Origin of the sequence: Arsukibacterium tuosuense (genome assembly GCF_900215315.1) — a bacterium.
Lineage (GTDB): Bacteria > Pseudomonadota > Gammaproteobacteria > Enterobacterales > Alteromonadaceae > Alishewanella > Alishewanella tuosuense.
In genome coordinates this window covers 729,734-745,276 of record NZ_OBEB01000001.1, presented here as the reverse complement: position 1 = coordinate 745,276, position 15,543 = coordinate 729,734, and the positions used below count along the sequence as shown (strand labels likewise).

The following is a 15,543-nucleotide window of genomic DNA, read 5'->3' as shown; positions in this document are numbered from 1 at the left end:
GATTAATGTTTATCGGATTATGGCTGGCCAGCTTGCTGTTAGCAGTATTAACTTTACTGCCATTGTGGCGGTTTGAAGCCTGGTGGGTGCGTGGTCTGGATTTTCCACGGCTGCAACTGGCCGTGCTGGCTTTGCTTATTATTGTGGTGCAGCTGCTGCTGATCGATTTCAGCCAGGCAAGCCAATGGCCGATGCTGCTGGTGAGTGCTGGCTGCCTGATGTTTCAGTTGTGGTGGATAGTGCCCTACACGCCATTGTTTCGCAAAGAGGTGATGGCCACGGCGGCTGAAAGTGACAGCCCGTGCATTGCTATTCTTAATGCTAATGTGCTGGCGTCTAACCGCAATGCTCAGGCGTTAATTGAGTTGGTCCGGCAGCATCAGCCAGATATTCTGGTTACGCTGGAATCCGATAGCTGGTGGCAGCAACAACTTGACCAGCTTAGTGATGATTATCCTTACAGCGTAAAGTGTCCGCTTGACAATTTATACGGTATGCACGTTTACTCACGCCTGCCGCTGCACAATCCGTCATTGCAGTTTTTGGTGGAGGAAGGCGTTCCCTCGGTTCATGCCGAAGCAGAGTTAACAGATGGTAGCCGGATTGCCGTACATTTTTTGCATCCGGCACCACCCAGTCCCACTGAAAATGCCAGCTCAGCAGAGCGGGATGCTGAATTGCTGGTGGTCGCTGCCAGCGTTAAACAGGTTAAAACACCGGTGATTGTTGCCGGTGATTTAAATGACGTGGCCTGGTCGGAAACTACGCGCTTGTTCCGTAAAATCAGTGGCTTACTCGATCCCAGGATCGGGCGGGGTATGTATAACAGCTTTCATGCCGACTATCCGTTTATGCGCTGGCCGCTGGATCATTTATTTCATAGCAGCCACTTTACCTTGCAGCAGCTACAGCGTTTGCCGTCTATCGGCTCTGATCACTTTCCAATGTTGATCCGTTTATGTTACACCGGCCGGCAACAGCCGCAGGATGGTGTGGACCCGGATCAGGATGACAAAGAGCTGGCGCAGGATAAAATGACAGCCCAGGCGGTAGTACCTGAACAGGTTCACCGCCCTGAAGCGCTGGCGGTAACCCGGTAACCGGCAAAATAGCTGATTTCAGCGTTTTATGAGCGTCATTTTTGCAAACCATAAAACTGCTGAACCAGCAGATTAACAACGGATTATTTATGCAATATTCAGTACTTGGCAGCAGCAACATTGAAGTATCCCGGGTTTGTCTGGGCACTATGACCTGGGGTACCCAGAATACCCAGCAAGATGCCGACGAACAGCTGGCGTTCGCCCTGGCGCAGGGCGTTAATTTTATTGATACCGCTGAAATGTATTCAGTGCCACCAACAGCTGAGTCCTATGGCGCGACTGAACGAATAATTGGTGACTGGCTTAGTCGCAACCGTGACCAAAGAGCAAAAATTATCCTGGCCACTAAAATGGCCGGCAGTGGTTTATCCTATATTCGTGGCGGCGGCATAATGACGCCCGCAACATTGCAGCAGGCCGTAGATGACTCGTTAACACGATTGCAAACCGACTATCTCGATTTGTACCAGCTGCACTGGCCAAACCGGGTATCGCCGCACTTCGGTAAGCACAGCGTTGGCCGTATTGGTTTTTCTGAGGTAAATGCCACAGAGCAAACAGAGCAAATCCTCGGTTTACTGCAGGCGCTGGATAGCTGTGTAAAAGCCGGCAAAATCCGCCATTGCGGCTTATCTAATGAAACGCCCTGGGGTATCAGCCAGTATCTTAAACTCAGTGCTGAGCATAACTTACCGCGCATGGTATCGATTCAGAACGAATTCAGCGTACTGCATACCAAAGACTGGCCTTATTTAATTGAACAATGCCAGCATGAAAATATCGCCTATTTACCGTGGTCACCGCTGGCTGGCGGGGCGTTAACGGGCAAATACCTGAATGGCGCAAGGCCAGCGGGGAGTCGCTGGAGTATGCTGCAGCGCAATGGTTTGTTTCGCGACACGCCACAATCTTCAGAGGCGATAGCGGCATTTACTGAGCTGGCTGGCAGTCATCAGTTAGACCCCGCTACCCTGGCGTTAGCTTGGGTAAATCAGGTAGAGGGTGTTACCTCAACCATTATCGGCGCCACCAGCCTGGCGCAGCTGCAGCAGAATATCGCCGCCTTTGGTGTAAAGATGAGTCCGGCACTAAGCGACGATATCAATCGGTATCTGCAACAGCACCCTATGCCTTTTTAGCAAGGCCAACCAGGATAGCCTATGGCATTTTTAGCCTTTACCCACGAGCTAACCGATTTAAACCTGGCTTATTATGGCCAGCATCGACTCACTCGTCTGGCATGCCACAGTCAATGTATCGTTGGTTGTGATCAGCATGGTTAAGGAGACGGTGATGTCCTGGCAAACTCTGGGCATGTTGGCTGTAGTAGTGGTGGTTTCCATAGTATTCTTTGTCGCGCTGAGCCTATTGCTGCGTCGTCAGGTGCGTGTAGCGCAGCAAAGTCGTGTTCAGGCCAACGGCAAGGTACAACAGCTTAATCAACGCTGGCAGCGGATTGCTTCCAGAGTGCCGGGACTGGTATATGAGTTCCGTTTAGATAATGACGGCAATTTTACCTTCCCTTATGCCAGTGACACCATCAATGAGATTTATGGTGTGACGCCGGAGCAAGCCAGACTTGATGCCATGATGGTATTGCAGGCAATTCACCCTGATGATCAGGAGGCAGTGCTACAGTCAATTTATAGCTCTGCAGCCGACTTAAGCCTGTGGCACCAGGAACACCGGGTGGTAACCGCTGACGGCCAGACTCGCTGGCTGCTTGGTAATGCACAACCACAACGGGATAACGGCGGGGTAAGTTGGAGTGGCTTTATCACCGATATTTCTGCCCGCAAACAAACAGAGCAGCGAATCAGGCAGCTGGCGTATTACGATCCGCTGACCGGCCTGCTGAATCGCGGCAAAATTCAGCAGGAATTACAACAGCTCTGTGATGAGTTGGACCCTGAAGAGCATTTCGTTGCCGTTGTTTTAATTGATATAGACAACTTTAAACGGCTGAACGATACGCAGGGGCATCAGGCCGGAGATGAACTGCTGAAGCAGGTCGCCACACGTTTAACCAAAGCAATACCGCCAGACAGCAGCTGTGGCCGGATAAGCAGCGATGAATTTGTGTTGTTACTGGCAACATTGCCGGCTGAACAACAACAGGTACTGACGACATTGGAGCAACTTTGCAGCCAGTTACGTCAGCAATTGCAACAGCCTTTTCAGTTAAACCAACACTACTATCACTGTTGCTTTTCATTTGGCTATGCTCTGGCCGACTGCACTGGGGGGTCTTCCGATGAACTGTTAAAACGGGCTGATATTGCGTTGTCTCATGCCAAACAGAATGGCGGTAACAGCCAGATGTGTTTTTCACCGGCGATGACAGAACAAATACAACAACGTTATGCGCTGGAATCTGCACTGGCAAACGCAGTCGCGGCGGCGCAATTGCAATTACATTATCAGCCGCAACTGGCAGATAGCGGTCAGGTTATTGGCGTTGAAGCTTTATTGCGCTGGCAGCATCCTGAGTTAGGCGCTGTTTCACCAGCGCAATTTATTCCGCTGGCAGAAGCCAATGGCCAGATTGAAGCCATCGGCCAATGGGTATTGCAAAATGCCTGCTCGCAATTACAGCAATGGCAGAATGATCCACAATTGGCGGGTTTAACCATGTCGGTTAACATCAGTGCCCGCCAGTTCTATCTGCCGGATTTTGTCGGCACAGTACAGCAATGCCTGCAGCAATATCAGTTGATACCAGAATTACTGATCCTGGAACTGACCGAGGGCCTGGTACTGGCTAATCTGGATGACGCCGTTGCCAGAATGCAGCAAATTAAACAACTGGGCGTCCGTTTTTCGATGGACGACTTTGGTACCGGCTATTCATCCTTGTCATATTTATCAAGACTTCCGTTTGATGAAGTAAAAATTGATCAGTACTTTGTTCGCAGTGGCAGCTCGGCCAATCCCCGGGATTGGGTTATCGTTGATGCTATCATCGGCATCGCCAACACTTATGGCATGAAATTGGTAGCAGAGGGGGTAGAAACCGAAGCACAGCGTCAGTTACTGCAAAAAAGTGGTTGTCGCTGTTATCAGGGGTATTTATTTGCCCGGCCGGCACCGGTTGCAGAAACTGAAGAGTGGATAAAGCAGCAATATCGTTAATTGACATTTTGTTGACTTGTAATAAATTTCTCACTACTTCAACAATTTCAACTCTTGTTTAGATCGCAAGTTAGCATTAAGCTGATTTAAATATAAGCATTCTCTGTTTACTGTCGGAATAAAAACGCCATGCAGCAAATGATCGAAAAAGCTACTAATTTACCTAGTATTCCTGAAGTGGTGCAAAAGCTCATTGCCAGTATGAACGATGACGATGTATCTACCGAAAAGCTGGCCAATATTATTACCAGCGATCAGGCCATTACCGCCAAAGTATTGCGACTGGCAAATTCGGCACGTTATGGTGGTCAGCGTAAAGTGGGCTCGGTTAAAGATGCGCTGGTAGTATTGGGGCGGGATGCGTTGCGAACGCTGGTGTTGTCTATCGGTTTAGTATCCAGTTTTAAAGCGCCGCCCAGCTTTGATTTAAAAGCGTATTGGCGTCGCTCTTTTATGTTGGCCAACCGGGCGAAGTGGCTTGCTAAATTGTTGAAAGTTGATGCTGAAGTGGCTTACACCTGTGGTCTGCTGCATGGCATTGGTGAGTATCTTATTCATATTGTAAAACCTGATCTTGCTCAGGTTATTGATCAACAGGTTGCAGCAGGGGCTCCCAGGCGTAAAACTGAGCAGGAGTTGTTCGGCTTCGATTACACTACAGCGGGTAGTGAACTGGCTAAATACTGGAAATTCCCGGACGAAATAGCCGATGCTATCCTGTGGCAGCAACAACCCGCTGGCAGCGGTGTCTTGTTACCGTTCGCTTCGTTAATTTACCTGTCGCGATATATGATCAATCATAATGAAAAAGTCAAAGACGGTGTGTTTGATGACTTCCCGGTAAAACTTATTCACGCTTCGCATCTGAGTTTAGAAGCGGTGTACGCCAGGATGACTGACTTTACCGAAGACGATGACGATATCATGGCGATGCTGTTACATAACGAATAGAAAAAGAGCGTTGTATCCGGCATGTTTATAACTGTTTAGCTCACTGATAACGTAAGTAGTACATACATCACGAAATGACTGACAGTGACTACCAGGGTTAAGGCATTGCGCAGGCTCTGATAAGACTTGCTGTAACGCTGGTTAATGCCCGAGCTGAATTCGGTTATCCGTAGCAGGACAAATAGCAAGGCATGCAGCAGTAAGAAATAGCCAGGGATAAATGTCAGGCCGATAATACTGATTACTGGAAAGCTGACGGCCAGCATAGCCAGTTTGTTGCCAGCTGCGGTGTCTTCAGGCCGATATAGCACTGGCCATAATACGCCAGCCATAAAGCCTAAAATCAGCGCGCTGTATACCTGATACAGCAGTAGTAACGGCGTGCTGCCAGCCTGCCACTGCATATGATATGCCAGTGGCAGCAAGACAAACGGCAGCAGGCCGGCGTAGCCCAGGGTGTTGACCAGTTTCATGCGTTGTCCTTAGCTGTTAGCGTCGATGGCTTGATGATTTGCGTCGTCCGATCCGGCATATAGCAGTTCCAGCCGCTCCTGCTCGGTTAAAATACCGGTAAGAATGGTGCGGCGGCGCAGTTTGCGCATCCGCTCGCCTTCGTCCAGCAGTTCCCGTCGGAACAGTTCGGGCTGGTCAATGCAATCAAGAATACTGTGCCAGTGAATATAACCGCTGTGCCGCAGCTGGCCGGCATGATAGCGTTGCTCCAGCCGCTGATATATCGCGGGTAAGCCAGACGGGTCGGCCAGTAACTTGTCGACCATCACCTGATGCAGCCGCAGAATCTGCCTGTCTGTTGCATCATGTTGTTTGGTAGTGGGGCGGTTACGCCCTGGCCTGCGCGGTCTCACAAGGCGCAATTGCCATCAGAGCAATTTGCCCGGCTGCGCGCCCACATCCCATAAGCTTTACTGGCCAGCCAGTAACAGGGGGTGAACCTGAGAAATGCCACCAGTTTGCGGTAACCCGCCAGTTGCCAGTAATGCAGGCTGGCATCGATACCGACGATAAAATGATCCTGATCCCATAAATGAATTTGTTGCATCATCGCGCCTTTACTTACCCCGGCAAAGCCGTTAAAGCCATCTGCACTGATGTCGACCAGTTGCAGATGTGGGGTCAGTTTTGGCGCCAGGGCGCTGATTTCGCGCTGGCACAGCTTACAGCTGCCATCATAAAACAATTTTTTCATTATGCGTTTCAGTTAAAACCGTTGTGGCACCTGTTACGGTGCCAGCTGGTTTTAGATCAATGTTTAGATCAGTGTTACTTATCCAGCAGCTCGTCTACGCTGCCCTGAGCCAGCGGGTGATAACCCGGTCGGGCTTTTTGGTACACCGCCTGGGCAAAGGCCAGCCCCTCTGGCGTAGTGGCCAGTTGTTTATACAGTGGAATAATCAGTTTACGCCGGCCAATGCCGATTAAGTATTGCTCCAGTTGCGGCAAAACCTGCTGATAACCTGTTTTCAGCGCCAGTAAATACCAGGCATGGGCAATTTCACTGTTAGTTGACGTGGTCAGCCCAAAGCTGTTATCGAGCGCTGCCATTTGTTCAGCACTGATGCTAAGTGGCAGGTTGTTGATGAAATACAACCACTCGTGCACGGTCCAGTTGGCAGTGGGCAGGCTGCTAAGTTCTGTACTGCCGGCCAGCCAGTTGCTGGCATGTTGTTGTACCTGGGTAAAGGCATCAGATTGCGGTATTGGTGTGCTTTCTGGCAAACCGGGTTGGTAAATCCAGGCTTTGGCTTGCTCAGGCGATACCACGCCCGGGTGCTGTTGCAGCAGGTTTTTATCTAAGTAGTTAACAAAAGTTGCGGTATCGATACTTTTAAACGCATAGTCGGCAAAGTACTTTCGCACGAAAGGGTCAAATTTATCACGGCCGAATTGCTGCTCCAGATACATTAAAAACAGCTGGCCTTTGGTATAAGGTACACCACTGAACGCATCGTCCGGATCGCGACCCTGCAGGTCAATATGCAGGATGCTGTCATTGGCACTTAATACTTGCAGTTCGTCCTGCAGCGCCTGCACCGATAAAGCCTGCTCCATTATGGCGCGATCAGTACCAAACACCTGCTCCATAATCCGGTTTTCAACATAGGAGGTAAAGCCCTCGTTTAACCACAGATCACGCCAGGTGGCGTTGGTTACCAGATTGCCCGACCAGGAATGCGCCAGTTCGTGGGCAATAAGATTCACCAGGCTACCGTCACCGGCCACCACGGTAGGGGTAATAAAACTGAGCACCGGGTTTTCCATGCCGCCAAACGGGAAACTGGGCGGTAAAATCAGTAAATCGTAGCGGCCCCAACGGTATTCGCCATAAAGTTTTTCGGTAGCGTCACCCATGGCCTGGGTGCTGGCAAATTCGTCGGCTGAGGCCTTAAGAATATAAGGCTCGGCATAGACACCGGTTTGCTCGCTCATCGCTTTAAACTGCAAATCACCGGCGGCGATGGCAATTAAATACGCTGGTATCGGTTGCGGCATATAAAACTGGTAATCACCATCACGGGCGGTGGCCGGATCGTTCGGGGCGCTCATCACGACCAACACCTTATCGGTAGTCTGAATACGAGCGCTGTAGCTCATGCGTACTGCCGGTGTGTCCTGAACCGGGATCCAGCTGCGGCCATGAATGGCCTGGTTCTGACTGAACATAAAAGGCGTAGTTTTACCGGCAGTTTGCTCAGGGCTTAACCATTGCAACCCAGAAGCTTGTGGGGCTGAGCGGTAATGAATACGCAGCATTTGTGGCTGAAACGCCGGGCTGACAGTTAGTTTACTGCCCAGCACCGGATCTCGTGCCGCCAGTTTAAACGGCACTTTTTGCCAGCTGCCATCGCGCTGTTTGCCATATACCCGTTCAATGGTTAAATCGCGGGTATCCAGATAAACCTCGGTTTTATCATTCACCAGCCAGTTAAGCTGTAAATCTGCGAATCCGCTCAAGGTTTTTTGCTCAAAATCCATGGCCAGATCAAGGTGCAGGTGGCTGACCGTTACCTGATGATAATTAGCGTAGGTATAACTATCGCCAACGGCAGCGGCGCTGGGGCTTATTATATTGGTTAGCAGCAAGGCGCAGAGTAGTATCAGACGGTTAAGCATAGTATTCCTCGGGTGCAATGTAAGTAGCACGCACTCAGTTGTAAGTGCAGCAGTGTGCTTCAGTGTAATGCGAATACGCTGTCAGGCAAAGGCTCAGTTGTTTGCAATGGTAGCAGCATCAAAACTTGTAAGGCCGCACACCTTTGGTTATGTTGAAGAGACAGTAAACCACAAGGCAGGCTTATGTTAACAAAATGGGGTTGGCAATTATTGCAGCTAAGTCGCAAGTTGTGGGTGCGGACATCGCTGTTTACCCTGCTGGCATTTTTTACCCCGGGGCTGGGGGTGTTGCTAAGTGGCTTTATTCCCGACAGCCTGGGTGGCACCATCGGCAGCGACGCGGCCGAGAAAATTCTGACTATTTTAGCGACCAGTATGCTGACCGTTACCACTTTCTCGCTCAGTGTGATGGTCGCGGCGTTTAACGCTGCCTCTACCGGCGTATCGCCACGGGCAACCCGGTTGCTGATGGCCGACAGTACCACTCAGAATGCCCTGGCAACCTTTGTTGGCTCATTTTTATACAGCATTGTTGGCATTGTCCTGTTAAGTGCCGATGTCTATGGCGAAACGGGCCGGGTAGTGCTGTTTATTATGACTATTGGCATTATTTTGCTGATAGTGGTGACGATTCTGATCTGGATAGAGCACTTGTCGGGCCTTGGCCGGGTAGGTGAAACTGCCAACCGGGTGGAAGATGAGGCATATCGTGCTGTAAAGCGCTGCGAGCATCACCCCTGGCTGGATGCGAATCAGCTGAATGATTTGGCCGATATTCCAAACGATGCAAAGGCTGTGTGCACCAGCGAGATAGGCTATATCCAGCATATTGATATTAAAGCGCTGAACGACTGGGCTACTGAGCATAACACCCGGGTCTATATCAGCAGCCTGCCTGGCACCTTTGTCCACAAAGACCAGCCATTAATGTGGTTAAGTGGCGGTAATGCCGCGCCGGATAAAAAGTTGTTCGATGCGTTTTATCTGAGCGATTTTCGCAGTTTTGACCAGGATCCGCGCTTTGGGGTTATTGTGCTGGCCGAGATTGCCTCTAAGGCATTATCGCCGGGTATTAATGACCCGGGCACGGCGATAGAAATCATTGGCCGTGGGGTCAGAGTGCTAAGCAACTGGCCGCCGGAAAATTGCCAGACCGAGGTGAAATATTCGCGGGTGTGGGCACCAGAAGTGAAACTGGATGAGCTGTTTGATGACTTTTTTACTTCCATTGCTCGCGATGGTGCAGCCAACATTGAAGTACAAATAAGGTTACAAAAAGCTTTTCTGGCACTGGCGGGGTACGGTGCTGCATTTAAACGTTGCGCCAGAGCACACGCCGCTGCTGCACTGGCCCGGGCGGAGCTGGCAATCAGCTATCAGCCGGATATTGATTTGCTGCAGCAGCTGAATAAGCAGTTAACCTGATTACCGGCAGAGCCCCAGGTTGATAAAGGTAGCAATGGCTGCTTTTAGCCGCTTCAGGCTGCTGGTTTGTTCAGGCGAGGTGTCGTAAAGCCAGCCAATAAATACCGTGGTAAACAGCGCGCTTAGCGCCAGCTCCTGAGCAATCCGTTTGCTACCACTGGCTTGCAGGCCTGCCAGTTCGCGCAACCACTGCACCGTGCGGCTAATTCGCAGCAGTGCCGCGGCCTGTAAATGAACATGACCCGGTTCCAGCTTGTAATACAGCATTTGCCGGGTAAGTTGCTGGTAAGGTGCTAAGGCGTTCAACCAGCTGCGAATAGCCAGTTCCAGTTTCTCCGCTGCATTGCTGCCACCGGCCAGCTCAGTGTTAAACATTGCCTGATCGGCCCGGTCAAACCAGGCATCTGCCAATTCATCTTTTTGCGTTACGACTTTCGCCAACTCAGCCACATCAATATTTAAACTGTTGGCCAGCGCCGTTAATTGCAGGCCTTCCCAACCCGTTTGTTCAGCCAGTTGCAAGGCGCGGTCGACAAGTTGTTGTTTATCCACAGGCATTACCATGTTGCCTCATCTGTTGGTCAGGTTGCTGATTAAGTATAGTGGCTTGAGCTGCAGCGCTGGTAAAAGATGGCTTGTTATTGCAAAAGGCTTTGGGTATGTTGGCATATTGATCTTTCAGCAGGTTTTATGATGTCCGGGTTTTCTGCCATTAAATTAACAGAGTTCAGTCATGGTGCGGGTTGTGGCTGCAAAATCTCTCCTCAAGTGCTCGATACCATGCTTAAAACTAATATCAGTTTCACTGATCCTAAGTTGCTGGTGGGTAATAGCAGTAAAGATGATGCAGCAGCCTATGATCTTGGTGATGGCAGCGCACTGCTCAGTACTACCGACTTTTTTATGCCAATTGTTGACGATGCCTTTGATTTTGGTCGAATAGCAGCATGCAACGCCATCAGCGACATTTATGCGATGGGCGGGCAACCATTACTAGCTATTGCTATCTTAGGCTGGCCGGTGAACCGGTTGCCGGCAGAATTGGCGCAACAAGTATTGGAAGGGGCGCGCCATACCTGCAAAGAGGCCGGCATTATGCTGGCCGGCGGGCACAGTATCGACGCGCCGGAACCGATGTTTGGCCTGGCGGTAAGCGGCAGGGTCAATATCAGCCATTTAAAACGAAATAATCAGGCGCGGGCGGGCGATCGTTTGTATTTAACGAAGCCGCTGGGGGTGGGTATTTTAACCACGGCTCAGAAGCAAAAAAAGTTGAGACCCGAACATGCCACTCTGGCGACAGACGTGATGGTGCAGTTAAATCGTATCGGCGCTGATCTTGCAAAGCTTGATGGCATTTCTGCTATGACCGATGTAACGGGATTCGGCCTGCTGGGACATCTGCTGGAAATGTGTGAGGGCAGCGATCTGAATGCCATCCTGCACAGTGCGCAAATACCAGTACTGCCCAGTGTAATGGAATATATTGCTCTGGGGTGTGTACCGGGTGGCAGTGGCCGTAATTTTGCCAGCTACGGTGCGAAAGTATCACCGCTATCTGCAGAACAGCAGGCGTTGTTATGCGACCCGCAAACCAGTGGCGGTTTGTTGCTGGCGGTAAGCCCGTCGGCTGAGGCTGCCGTGATTCAACTGGCGTTAGAATACGATCTGGTTTTACAGCCGATTGGTGAGCTGACAGCAGCAGATAAAGGCCATCGTATTAGTGTCTGCTAAGGGCTCGCAAATGTCGGCTGGCTTACCGCAGGCAGATAACTATCTTGAGATACTGCGCCAGCAAATACCATTACTGGATTTACGCGCTCCGTCAGAGTTTAGCCGCGGTGCGTTTACCAATAGTGTTAATTTGCCGCTAATGAGTGATAGTGAGCGTGCTGCTGTTGGTACCTGTTATAAGCTGCAGGGGCAGCAAGCTGCTATTGCGCTTGGCCATCAGCTGGTGCAGGGCGACGTAAAAGCGGCCCGGGTGAATGCCTGGCATAATTTTGCCCTGGCGAACCCTCAGGGCATGCTGTATTGCGCCCGGGGTGGTTTACGTTCACAGATTGCCCAGCAGTGGCTGGCTGAAAGCGGTGTGGATTACCCTCGGGTGACAGGCGGCTTTAAAGCACTGCGGCAGGCGGCAATTACGGCGATTGAGCAGGCCAGTTCCCGGCCTGTGCTAATGCTGGCAGGGCCAACTGGCAGTGGTAAAACCCGGCTGCTACGTACGCTTAACGCCGTCGATCTGGAGGCGCTGGCCAATCATCGCGGTTCAGCCTTTGGCCGGAAACTGGCGGCACAACCATCACAAATCCGTTTTGAAAATGATTTAGCCAGTGCGCTGTTGCAAGTACAGGCTGCTCATCCTCCTTATTTATTACTGGAAGATGAAAGCCTGTTAATTGGTCAGCGTAGTATCCCGCAAAAGCTGTTCCAGACCATGCAACATAGCCCGTTAATCCTACTGGACGAACCGTTATCCTCAAGGATTGAGGTGATTGTACAGGACTATATCGTCGATTTACTGCAAGAGGCAATGGACGCAGATGTTGCTAATGGCTTTAATGTGTTCAGTACCATGTTGCAACAGGCGATGGCGCGGATCCGAAAACGGCTGGGAGGTCTGCTATACAGCAAGCTTGCAGAATTGTTGTTGCAGGCGCTGGCTGAACAACGCCGCTGTGGTGACATCAGCTTGCATCGGAGCTGGATAGCGCTGTTGCTGACTGACTACTACGATCCGATGTATCACTATCAGTTACAAAAGCGCGACGCCAGAGTATTAATGCGGGGCAGTGCCTCTGAGCTGCTGCAGTGGTGGCAGCAGCTGGCCCGCTAATTGCGGGCAAAACGGCCCAGTTGCTGCTGTAAATATTGGGGTCAGATAACAATTAAATTCCAGACTGTTATTCAGCTAATTAATATCTGACCCTAATTATTTGAGCCAGTTTTTATCACGGCTAATTTCAGCTTTTTATCACTAATTGCGGGCAAATCTGCCCAATTGTTGCTGGGTGCGGGCGGTGCCAGTGAGTAAGTCTTTCGCTGCCTGGTCAATTGATGCCATTTGCTGATGAGCATCGCTGGTTACTTTTTCTATTGCACTTAAGTGCTGGTGAGTTTGCTGGTAGCGCTGTTCCAGTTGCAGCACGGTCTGGCTGATATTCTGAATACCATTTTTTGCTTGCTGCAGCTCTTGCTGCAAGTTACTGAATTCACTGCTGGTATCAGCAATTTGCTGTTGTGCCTGCTGCGCTTGCTGGTTCAGGCTTTGCGATTCGGTGCGGGTTTCACCCACCAGTTGCTCCATTTCATTTAAAAAGCCGGAAATTTGTTTAGTGGCATCGTTTACTTTGGCGGCCAGAGTACGTACTTCATCGGCAACGACCGCAAAGCCACGGCCGGCATCACCGGCACGGGCGGCTTCAATGGCGGCATTTAACGCCAGCAAGTTGGTTTGGTCGGAAAAGGTTTCTACCATCACCAGAATTTGCCGCACATTTTCGGAGTTTTTGTGCAGACCATTAATGGTGGTGCCAAAGGTGTCGAGCAATTTGACGATACCCGATAACTGGCCGCTAAGTTGTTGCATCTGGCCGCTGGCCACTTTGGCTTTATCAACGGCATGGCCGGACACCTGATTTACCTCATCACCGTGCTGGACAATTTCGGCCAGATTATCCAGTACCTGATCGCTGTCGCGCCGAATTTGGCCGCTGCGTTTTTCGGTATCCTGTAAATGCTGGCGGGTGCTTTTAACCGCTGAAGACACCTGCTCGTTAACCTGATGGGTTTCCCGGGCCTGCTGGTGAATATCACCTAACAACACGCCCAGCTGGCCGACAAACTGGTTGTATTCTTCTGACAGGGTTCGGAATTCGTCAAAGGTAAACGCTGGCAGGCGCAGGTTCAGATCAGTGCCTTTGCGATTGGTGTCATGCAGGGCGGCAACCAGGGTTTTTACCGGCCGCACAAATAAATGATGCATATAGCCAATGGTGAATATAAAGGCACTTAATCCGAGCACCAGTAATATCCACCAGCTGCCAGTAGCACCGCCTTCTGGATATGCCATATATAGGGCAAGCAAGAAAAAAATAGCTAAGAAGCTGATATTACCCACAATTTTTCGGCTTAATGTGCCAAAAAACGTGCGTTCAATAAAAAGATAAAGGGAGGTAAAGCCGCTCATAAGGTAATAAACCCTGCCAGGATAAACTGAGTAAAATCAGCATAACACAGCATTTAGCTGCTCGCGAGCGTGCTAGTTAGCGGCGGTTTGATCTGAAGTAAGGGCAGGGCAGATAGCGGACTGAGTGAGTTGTGGAACGCAATGACAATCAGGCCTGTTAAGGTATTTGCTGTGTTGTTTACCGTGCACTAAACTGATTAAAAATTAACCAGGGGTGATTTTTATGCAGCGGCGTGAATTTCTGACCAAATCCTCGTTAGTGCTCGGTAGCAGCCTGCTACCCTTACCTGTTTTACTTCAGGCCAAGTCGGCACAAAGTGCTGCAGTCTTGCCAGTAAAAGCTGGCGACTGGCCTGCCTTGCGACAACTGTTTGCTCTGAGTTACGACTACATTCATCTGGCGACCTTTTTACTGGCATCGCATCCTAAACCGGTTGCAGAGGCAATAGAAAGGCACCGCCATGCGTTTGATGTGAATCCTGCTGATTACTGGCATCAGCACTTTATGACGATAGAAGGCGACATTGCTAATACCGCTGCACAGTATATGGGAGGCCGTGGCGAGCAAATAGCCCTGACTGACAGCACTACCATGGGCCTGGCAATGGTATACAGCGGCTTACAATTGCGCCCGGGCGATGAAATTTTACAAACAGTGCATGACCATTATTCAACTGACTTGTCGTTGCAGTTAAGGGCAGAGCGCACCGGCGCCAAAGTGCGGCAAGTAGCGCTGTATGACAAGCCGGCAGAAGTGTCGGTTGATCAGGTTGTCAGCAGATTAAAAGCTGCTATTAATGCGGCTACTAAGGTAGTGGCGGTTACCTGGGTGCATTCTTCCACCGGTGTGAAACTGCCGGTGCGTGCTATCGCTGATATGCTGGCTGAGCTGAACAAGCAGCGGGACGAGGCCGATCACATCCTGTTTTGTGTTGATGGCGTGCACGGTTTTGGCATCGAGGATGTCGATGTGACGACGCTGGGTTGTGATTTCTTTATTGCCGGTACCCATAAATGGCTGTTTGGTCCACGCGGTACCGGTGTTATCTGGGGCAGTGATAAAGGCTGGGCCAGCTGCAAAGCCGTGATCCCCAGCTTCAGCCGCTCCTACGATGTCTGGCTGGGTGGCAGTACTCAGGATCAGGTGCCGGTTGGCGCCCATATGACACCGGGCGGTTTTCACTCCTTTGAACATCGCTGGGCCTTGCCTGAAGCATTTCAGCTGCACCTGCAACTGGGAAAAGCTAATGTTCAGCAACGTATTCACCAGTTAAACAGCCAGACCAAGCAAGGACTGCAACAGATCAAAGGGGTAACCCTGCATACACCGATGGCGCCAGAATTATCATCAGGTATGGTATGTTTTGACTACAAAGATATGGCAGCGGATGACGTTGTTAAGGCGATGCACGCTAAGGGTATTATTATCAGCAGCACGCCGTACCGTCAGTCATATGCCCGTTTTGCCCCCAGCCTGATTAATAACGAGCAGGAGATTGAGCAGACGCTGGCGGCATTACGCACTGTTTAGCACACACAATAAAGGTTGTTAGAAAATAACTTTGTCCGCCATGCCACACCAGGTGTAATCGCCGAATTAAAAATGCT

15 protein-coding genes are annotated in these 15,543 nt (G+C 50.5%); 9 read left to right on the top strand and 6 right to left on the bottom strand.

Annotated elements, in window-relative coordinates; genetic code table 11:
* Positions 1 to 5: 5 nt before the first annotated feature.
* From CRO03_RS03470 to CRO03_RS03455, 5 genes are all read left to right on the top strand, one after another.
* Positions 6 to 1,100 carry an endonuclease/exonuclease/phosphatase family protein gene (locus CRO03_RS03470; RefSeq protein WP_097110143.1) on the top strand — a complete coding sequence of 365 codons (1,095 nt, stop codon included), beginning with the start codon at positions 6 to 8 and terminating at the stop codon, positions 1,098 to 1,100.
* Between the two features lie 89 nt (positions 1,101 to 1,189).
* Positions 1,190 to 2,242 carry an aldo/keto reductase gene (locus CRO03_RS03465; RefSeq protein ID WP_097110409.1) on the top strand — a complete coding sequence of 351 codons (1,053 nt, stop codon included), beginning with the start codon at positions 1,190 to 1,192 and terminating at the stop codon, positions 2,240 to 2,242.
* 21 nt (positions 2,243 to 2,263) lie between these two features.
* On the top strand, positions 2,264 to 2,386 hold the full coding sequence (locus tag CRO03_RS18595) for a hypothetical protein (protein ID WP_281256365.1): 123 nt from the start codon (positions 2,264 to 2,266) through the stop codon (positions 2,384 to 2,386).
* A gap of 10 nt (positions 2,387 to 2,396) precedes the next feature.
* The gene (locus tag CRO03_RS03460) at positions 2,397 to 4,235 is read left to right on the top strand and encodes a putative bifunctional diguanylate cyclase/phosphodiesterase (protein WP_170948928.1); all 1,839 of its coding nucleotides are present in this window, start codon (positions 2,397 to 2,399) and stop codon (positions 4,233 to 4,235) included.
* Positions 4,236 to 4,364: 129 nt separating this feature from the next.
* Positions 4,365 to 5,186: an HDOD domain-containing protein gene (locus tag CRO03_RS03455; protein WP_097110141.1), complete on the top strand. Its 822-nt coding sequence runs from the start codon at positions 4,365 to 4,367 to the stop codon at positions 5,184 to 5,186.
* Positions 5,187 to 5,221: 35 nt separating this feature from the next.
* Here the strand turns inward: CRO03_RS03455 and CRO03_RS03450 are convergent, their stop codons facing one another.
* The 4 genes from CRO03_RS03450 to CRO03_RS03435 form a co-directional block, all read right to left on the bottom strand.
* Positions 5,222 to 5,659, bottom strand: a complete 438-nt coding sequence (locus CRO03_RS03450) for a DUF3429 domain-containing protein (protein ID WP_097110140.1) — start codon at positions 5,657 to 5,659, stop codon at positions 5,222 to 5,224.
* A gap of 9 nt (positions 5,660 to 5,668) precedes the next feature.
* Complete coding sequence (locus tag CRO03_RS03445) at positions 5,669 to 6,052, bottom strand: hypothetical protein (RefSeq protein ID WP_097110139.1); 384 nt, start codon at positions 6,050 to 6,052, stop codon at positions 5,669 to 5,671.
* Positions 6,049 to 6,393, bottom strand: coding sequence for a thiol-disulfide oxidoreductase DCC family protein (locus tag CRO03_RS03440; protein ID WP_097110138.1), 345 nt, complete (start codon positions 6,391 to 6,393; stop codon positions 6,049 to 6,051). Before CRO03_RS03440 ends, CRO03_RS03445 begins: the two co-directional genes overlap by 4 nt.
* Before the next feature lie 74 nt (positions 6,394 to 6,467).
* Entirely contained in the window at positions 6,468 to 8,318 is a 1,851-nt protein-coding gene (locus CRO03_RS03435) for a M1 family metallopeptidase (protein WP_097110137.1), read from the bottom strand.
* Between the two features lie 183 nt (positions 8,319 to 8,501).
* Here CRO03_RS03435 and CRO03_RS03430 point away from each other — a divergent pair, with 183 nt between their 5' ends.
* The gene (locus CRO03_RS03430; RefSeq protein ID WP_097110136.1) at positions 8,502 to 9,743 is read left to right on the top strand and encodes a DUF2254 domain-containing protein; all 1,242 of its coding nucleotides are present in this window, start codon (positions 8,502 to 8,504) and stop codon (positions 9,741 to 9,743) included.
* Here the strand turns inward: CRO03_RS03430 and CRO03_RS03425 are convergent, their stop codons facing one another.
* Entirely contained in the window at positions 9,744 to 10,307 is a 564-nt protein-coding gene (locus CRO03_RS03425; protein ID WP_097110135.1) for a TetR family transcriptional regulator, read from the bottom strand.
* A 129-nt stretch (positions 10,308 to 10,436) separates the two neighbouring features.
* Between CRO03_RS03425 and selD the strand changes: the two genes are divergently transcribed.
* Positions 10,437 to 11,477, top strand: coding sequence for a selenide, water dikinase SelD (gene selD, locus CRO03_RS03420; RefSeq protein WP_097110407.1), 1,041 nt, complete (start codon positions 10,437 to 10,439; stop codon positions 11,475 to 11,477).
* 10 nt (positions 11,478 to 11,487) lie between these two features.
* Positions 11,488 to 12,582 (top strand): tRNA 2-selenouridine(34) synthase MnmH, encoded by a 1,095-nt coding sequence (gene mnmH, locus CRO03_RS03415; protein ID WP_097110134.1) that lies wholly within the window; start codon positions 11,488 to 11,490, stop codon positions 12,580 to 12,582.
* Between the two features lie 141 nt (positions 12,583 to 12,723).
* On the opposite strand, the gene CRO03_RS03410 is transcribed toward mnmH, so the two are convergent.
* A complete protein-coding gene (locus CRO03_RS03410) occupies positions 12,724 to 13,818 on the bottom strand; it encodes a methyl-accepting chemotaxis protein (RefSeq protein WP_245861419.1) in 1,095 nt (364 codons plus the stop codon).
* 340 nt (positions 13,819 to 14,158) lie between these two features.
* Between CRO03_RS03410 and CRO03_RS03405 the strand changes: the two genes are divergently transcribed.
* Complete coding sequence (locus tag CRO03_RS03405; protein WP_097110132.1) at positions 14,159 to 15,466, top strand: aminotransferase class V-fold PLP-dependent enzyme; 1,308 nt, start codon at positions 14,159 to 14,161, stop codon at positions 15,464 to 15,466.
* The last annotated feature ends 77 nt before the right edge of the window (positions 15,467 to 15,543 follow it).

What these genes read in the sequence shown, in the direction of transcription:
- CRO03_RS03470 (WP_097110143.1), top strand. Translation starts at nt 6, where the DNA reads ATGTTTATCGGATTATGGCTGGCCAGCTTGCTGTTAGCAGTATTAACT.
- CRO03_RS03440 (WP_097110138.1), bottom strand. Translation starts at nt 6,393, where the DNA reads ATGAAAAAATTGTTTTATGATGGCAGCTGTAAGCTGTGCCAGCGCGAA.
- CRO03_RS03405 (WP_097110132.1), top strand. Translation starts at nt 14,159, where the DNA reads ATGCAGCGGCGTGAATTTCTGACCAAATCCTCGTTAGTGCTCGGTAGC.
- CRO03_RS03410 (WP_245861419.1), bottom strand. Translation starts at nt 13,818, where the DNA reads ATGGCATATCCAGAAGGCGGTGCTACTGGCAGCTGGTGGATATTACTG.
- CRO03_RS03450 (WP_097110140.1), bottom strand. Translation starts at nt 5,659, where the DNA reads ATGAAACTGGTCAACACCCTGGGCTACGCCGGCCTGCTGCCGTTTGTC.
- CRO03_RS18595 (WP_281256365.1), top strand. Translation starts at nt 2,264, where the DNA reads ATGGCATTTTTAGCCTTTACCCACGAGCTAACCGATTTAAACCTGGCT.
- mnmH (WP_097110134.1), top strand. Translation starts at nt 11,488, where the DNA reads ATGTCGGCTGGCTTACCGCAGGCAGATAACTATCTTGAGATACTGCGC.
- CRO03_RS03460 (WP_170948928.1), top strand. Translation starts at nt 2,397, where the DNA reads ATGTCCTGGCAAACTCTGGGCATGTTGGCTGTAGTAGTGGTGGTTTCC.
- CRO03_RS03435 (WP_097110137.1), bottom strand. Translation starts at nt 8,318, where the DNA reads ATGCTTAACCGTCTGATACTACTCTGCGCCTTGCTGCTAACCAATATA.
- CRO03_RS03425 (WP_097110135.1), bottom strand. Translation starts at nt 10,307, where the DNA reads ATGGTAATGCCTGTGGATAAACAACAACTTGTCGACCGCGCCTTGCAA.
- CRO03_RS03465 (WP_097110409.1), top strand. Translation starts at nt 1,190, where the DNA reads ATGCAATATTCAGTACTTGGCAGCAGCAACATTGAAGTATCCCGGGTT.
- selD (WP_097110407.1), top strand. Translation starts at nt 10,437, where the DNA reads ATGTCCGGGTTTTCTGCCATTAAATTAACAGAGTTCAGTCATGGTGCG.
- CRO03_RS03455 (WP_097110141.1), top strand. Translation starts at nt 4,365, where the DNA reads ATGCAGCAAATGATCGAAAAAGCTACTAATTTACCTAGTATTCCTGAA.
- CRO03_RS03430 (WP_097110136.1), top strand. Translation starts at nt 8,502, where the DNA reads ATGTTAACAAAATGGGGTTGGCAATTATTGCAGCTAAGTCGCAAGTTG.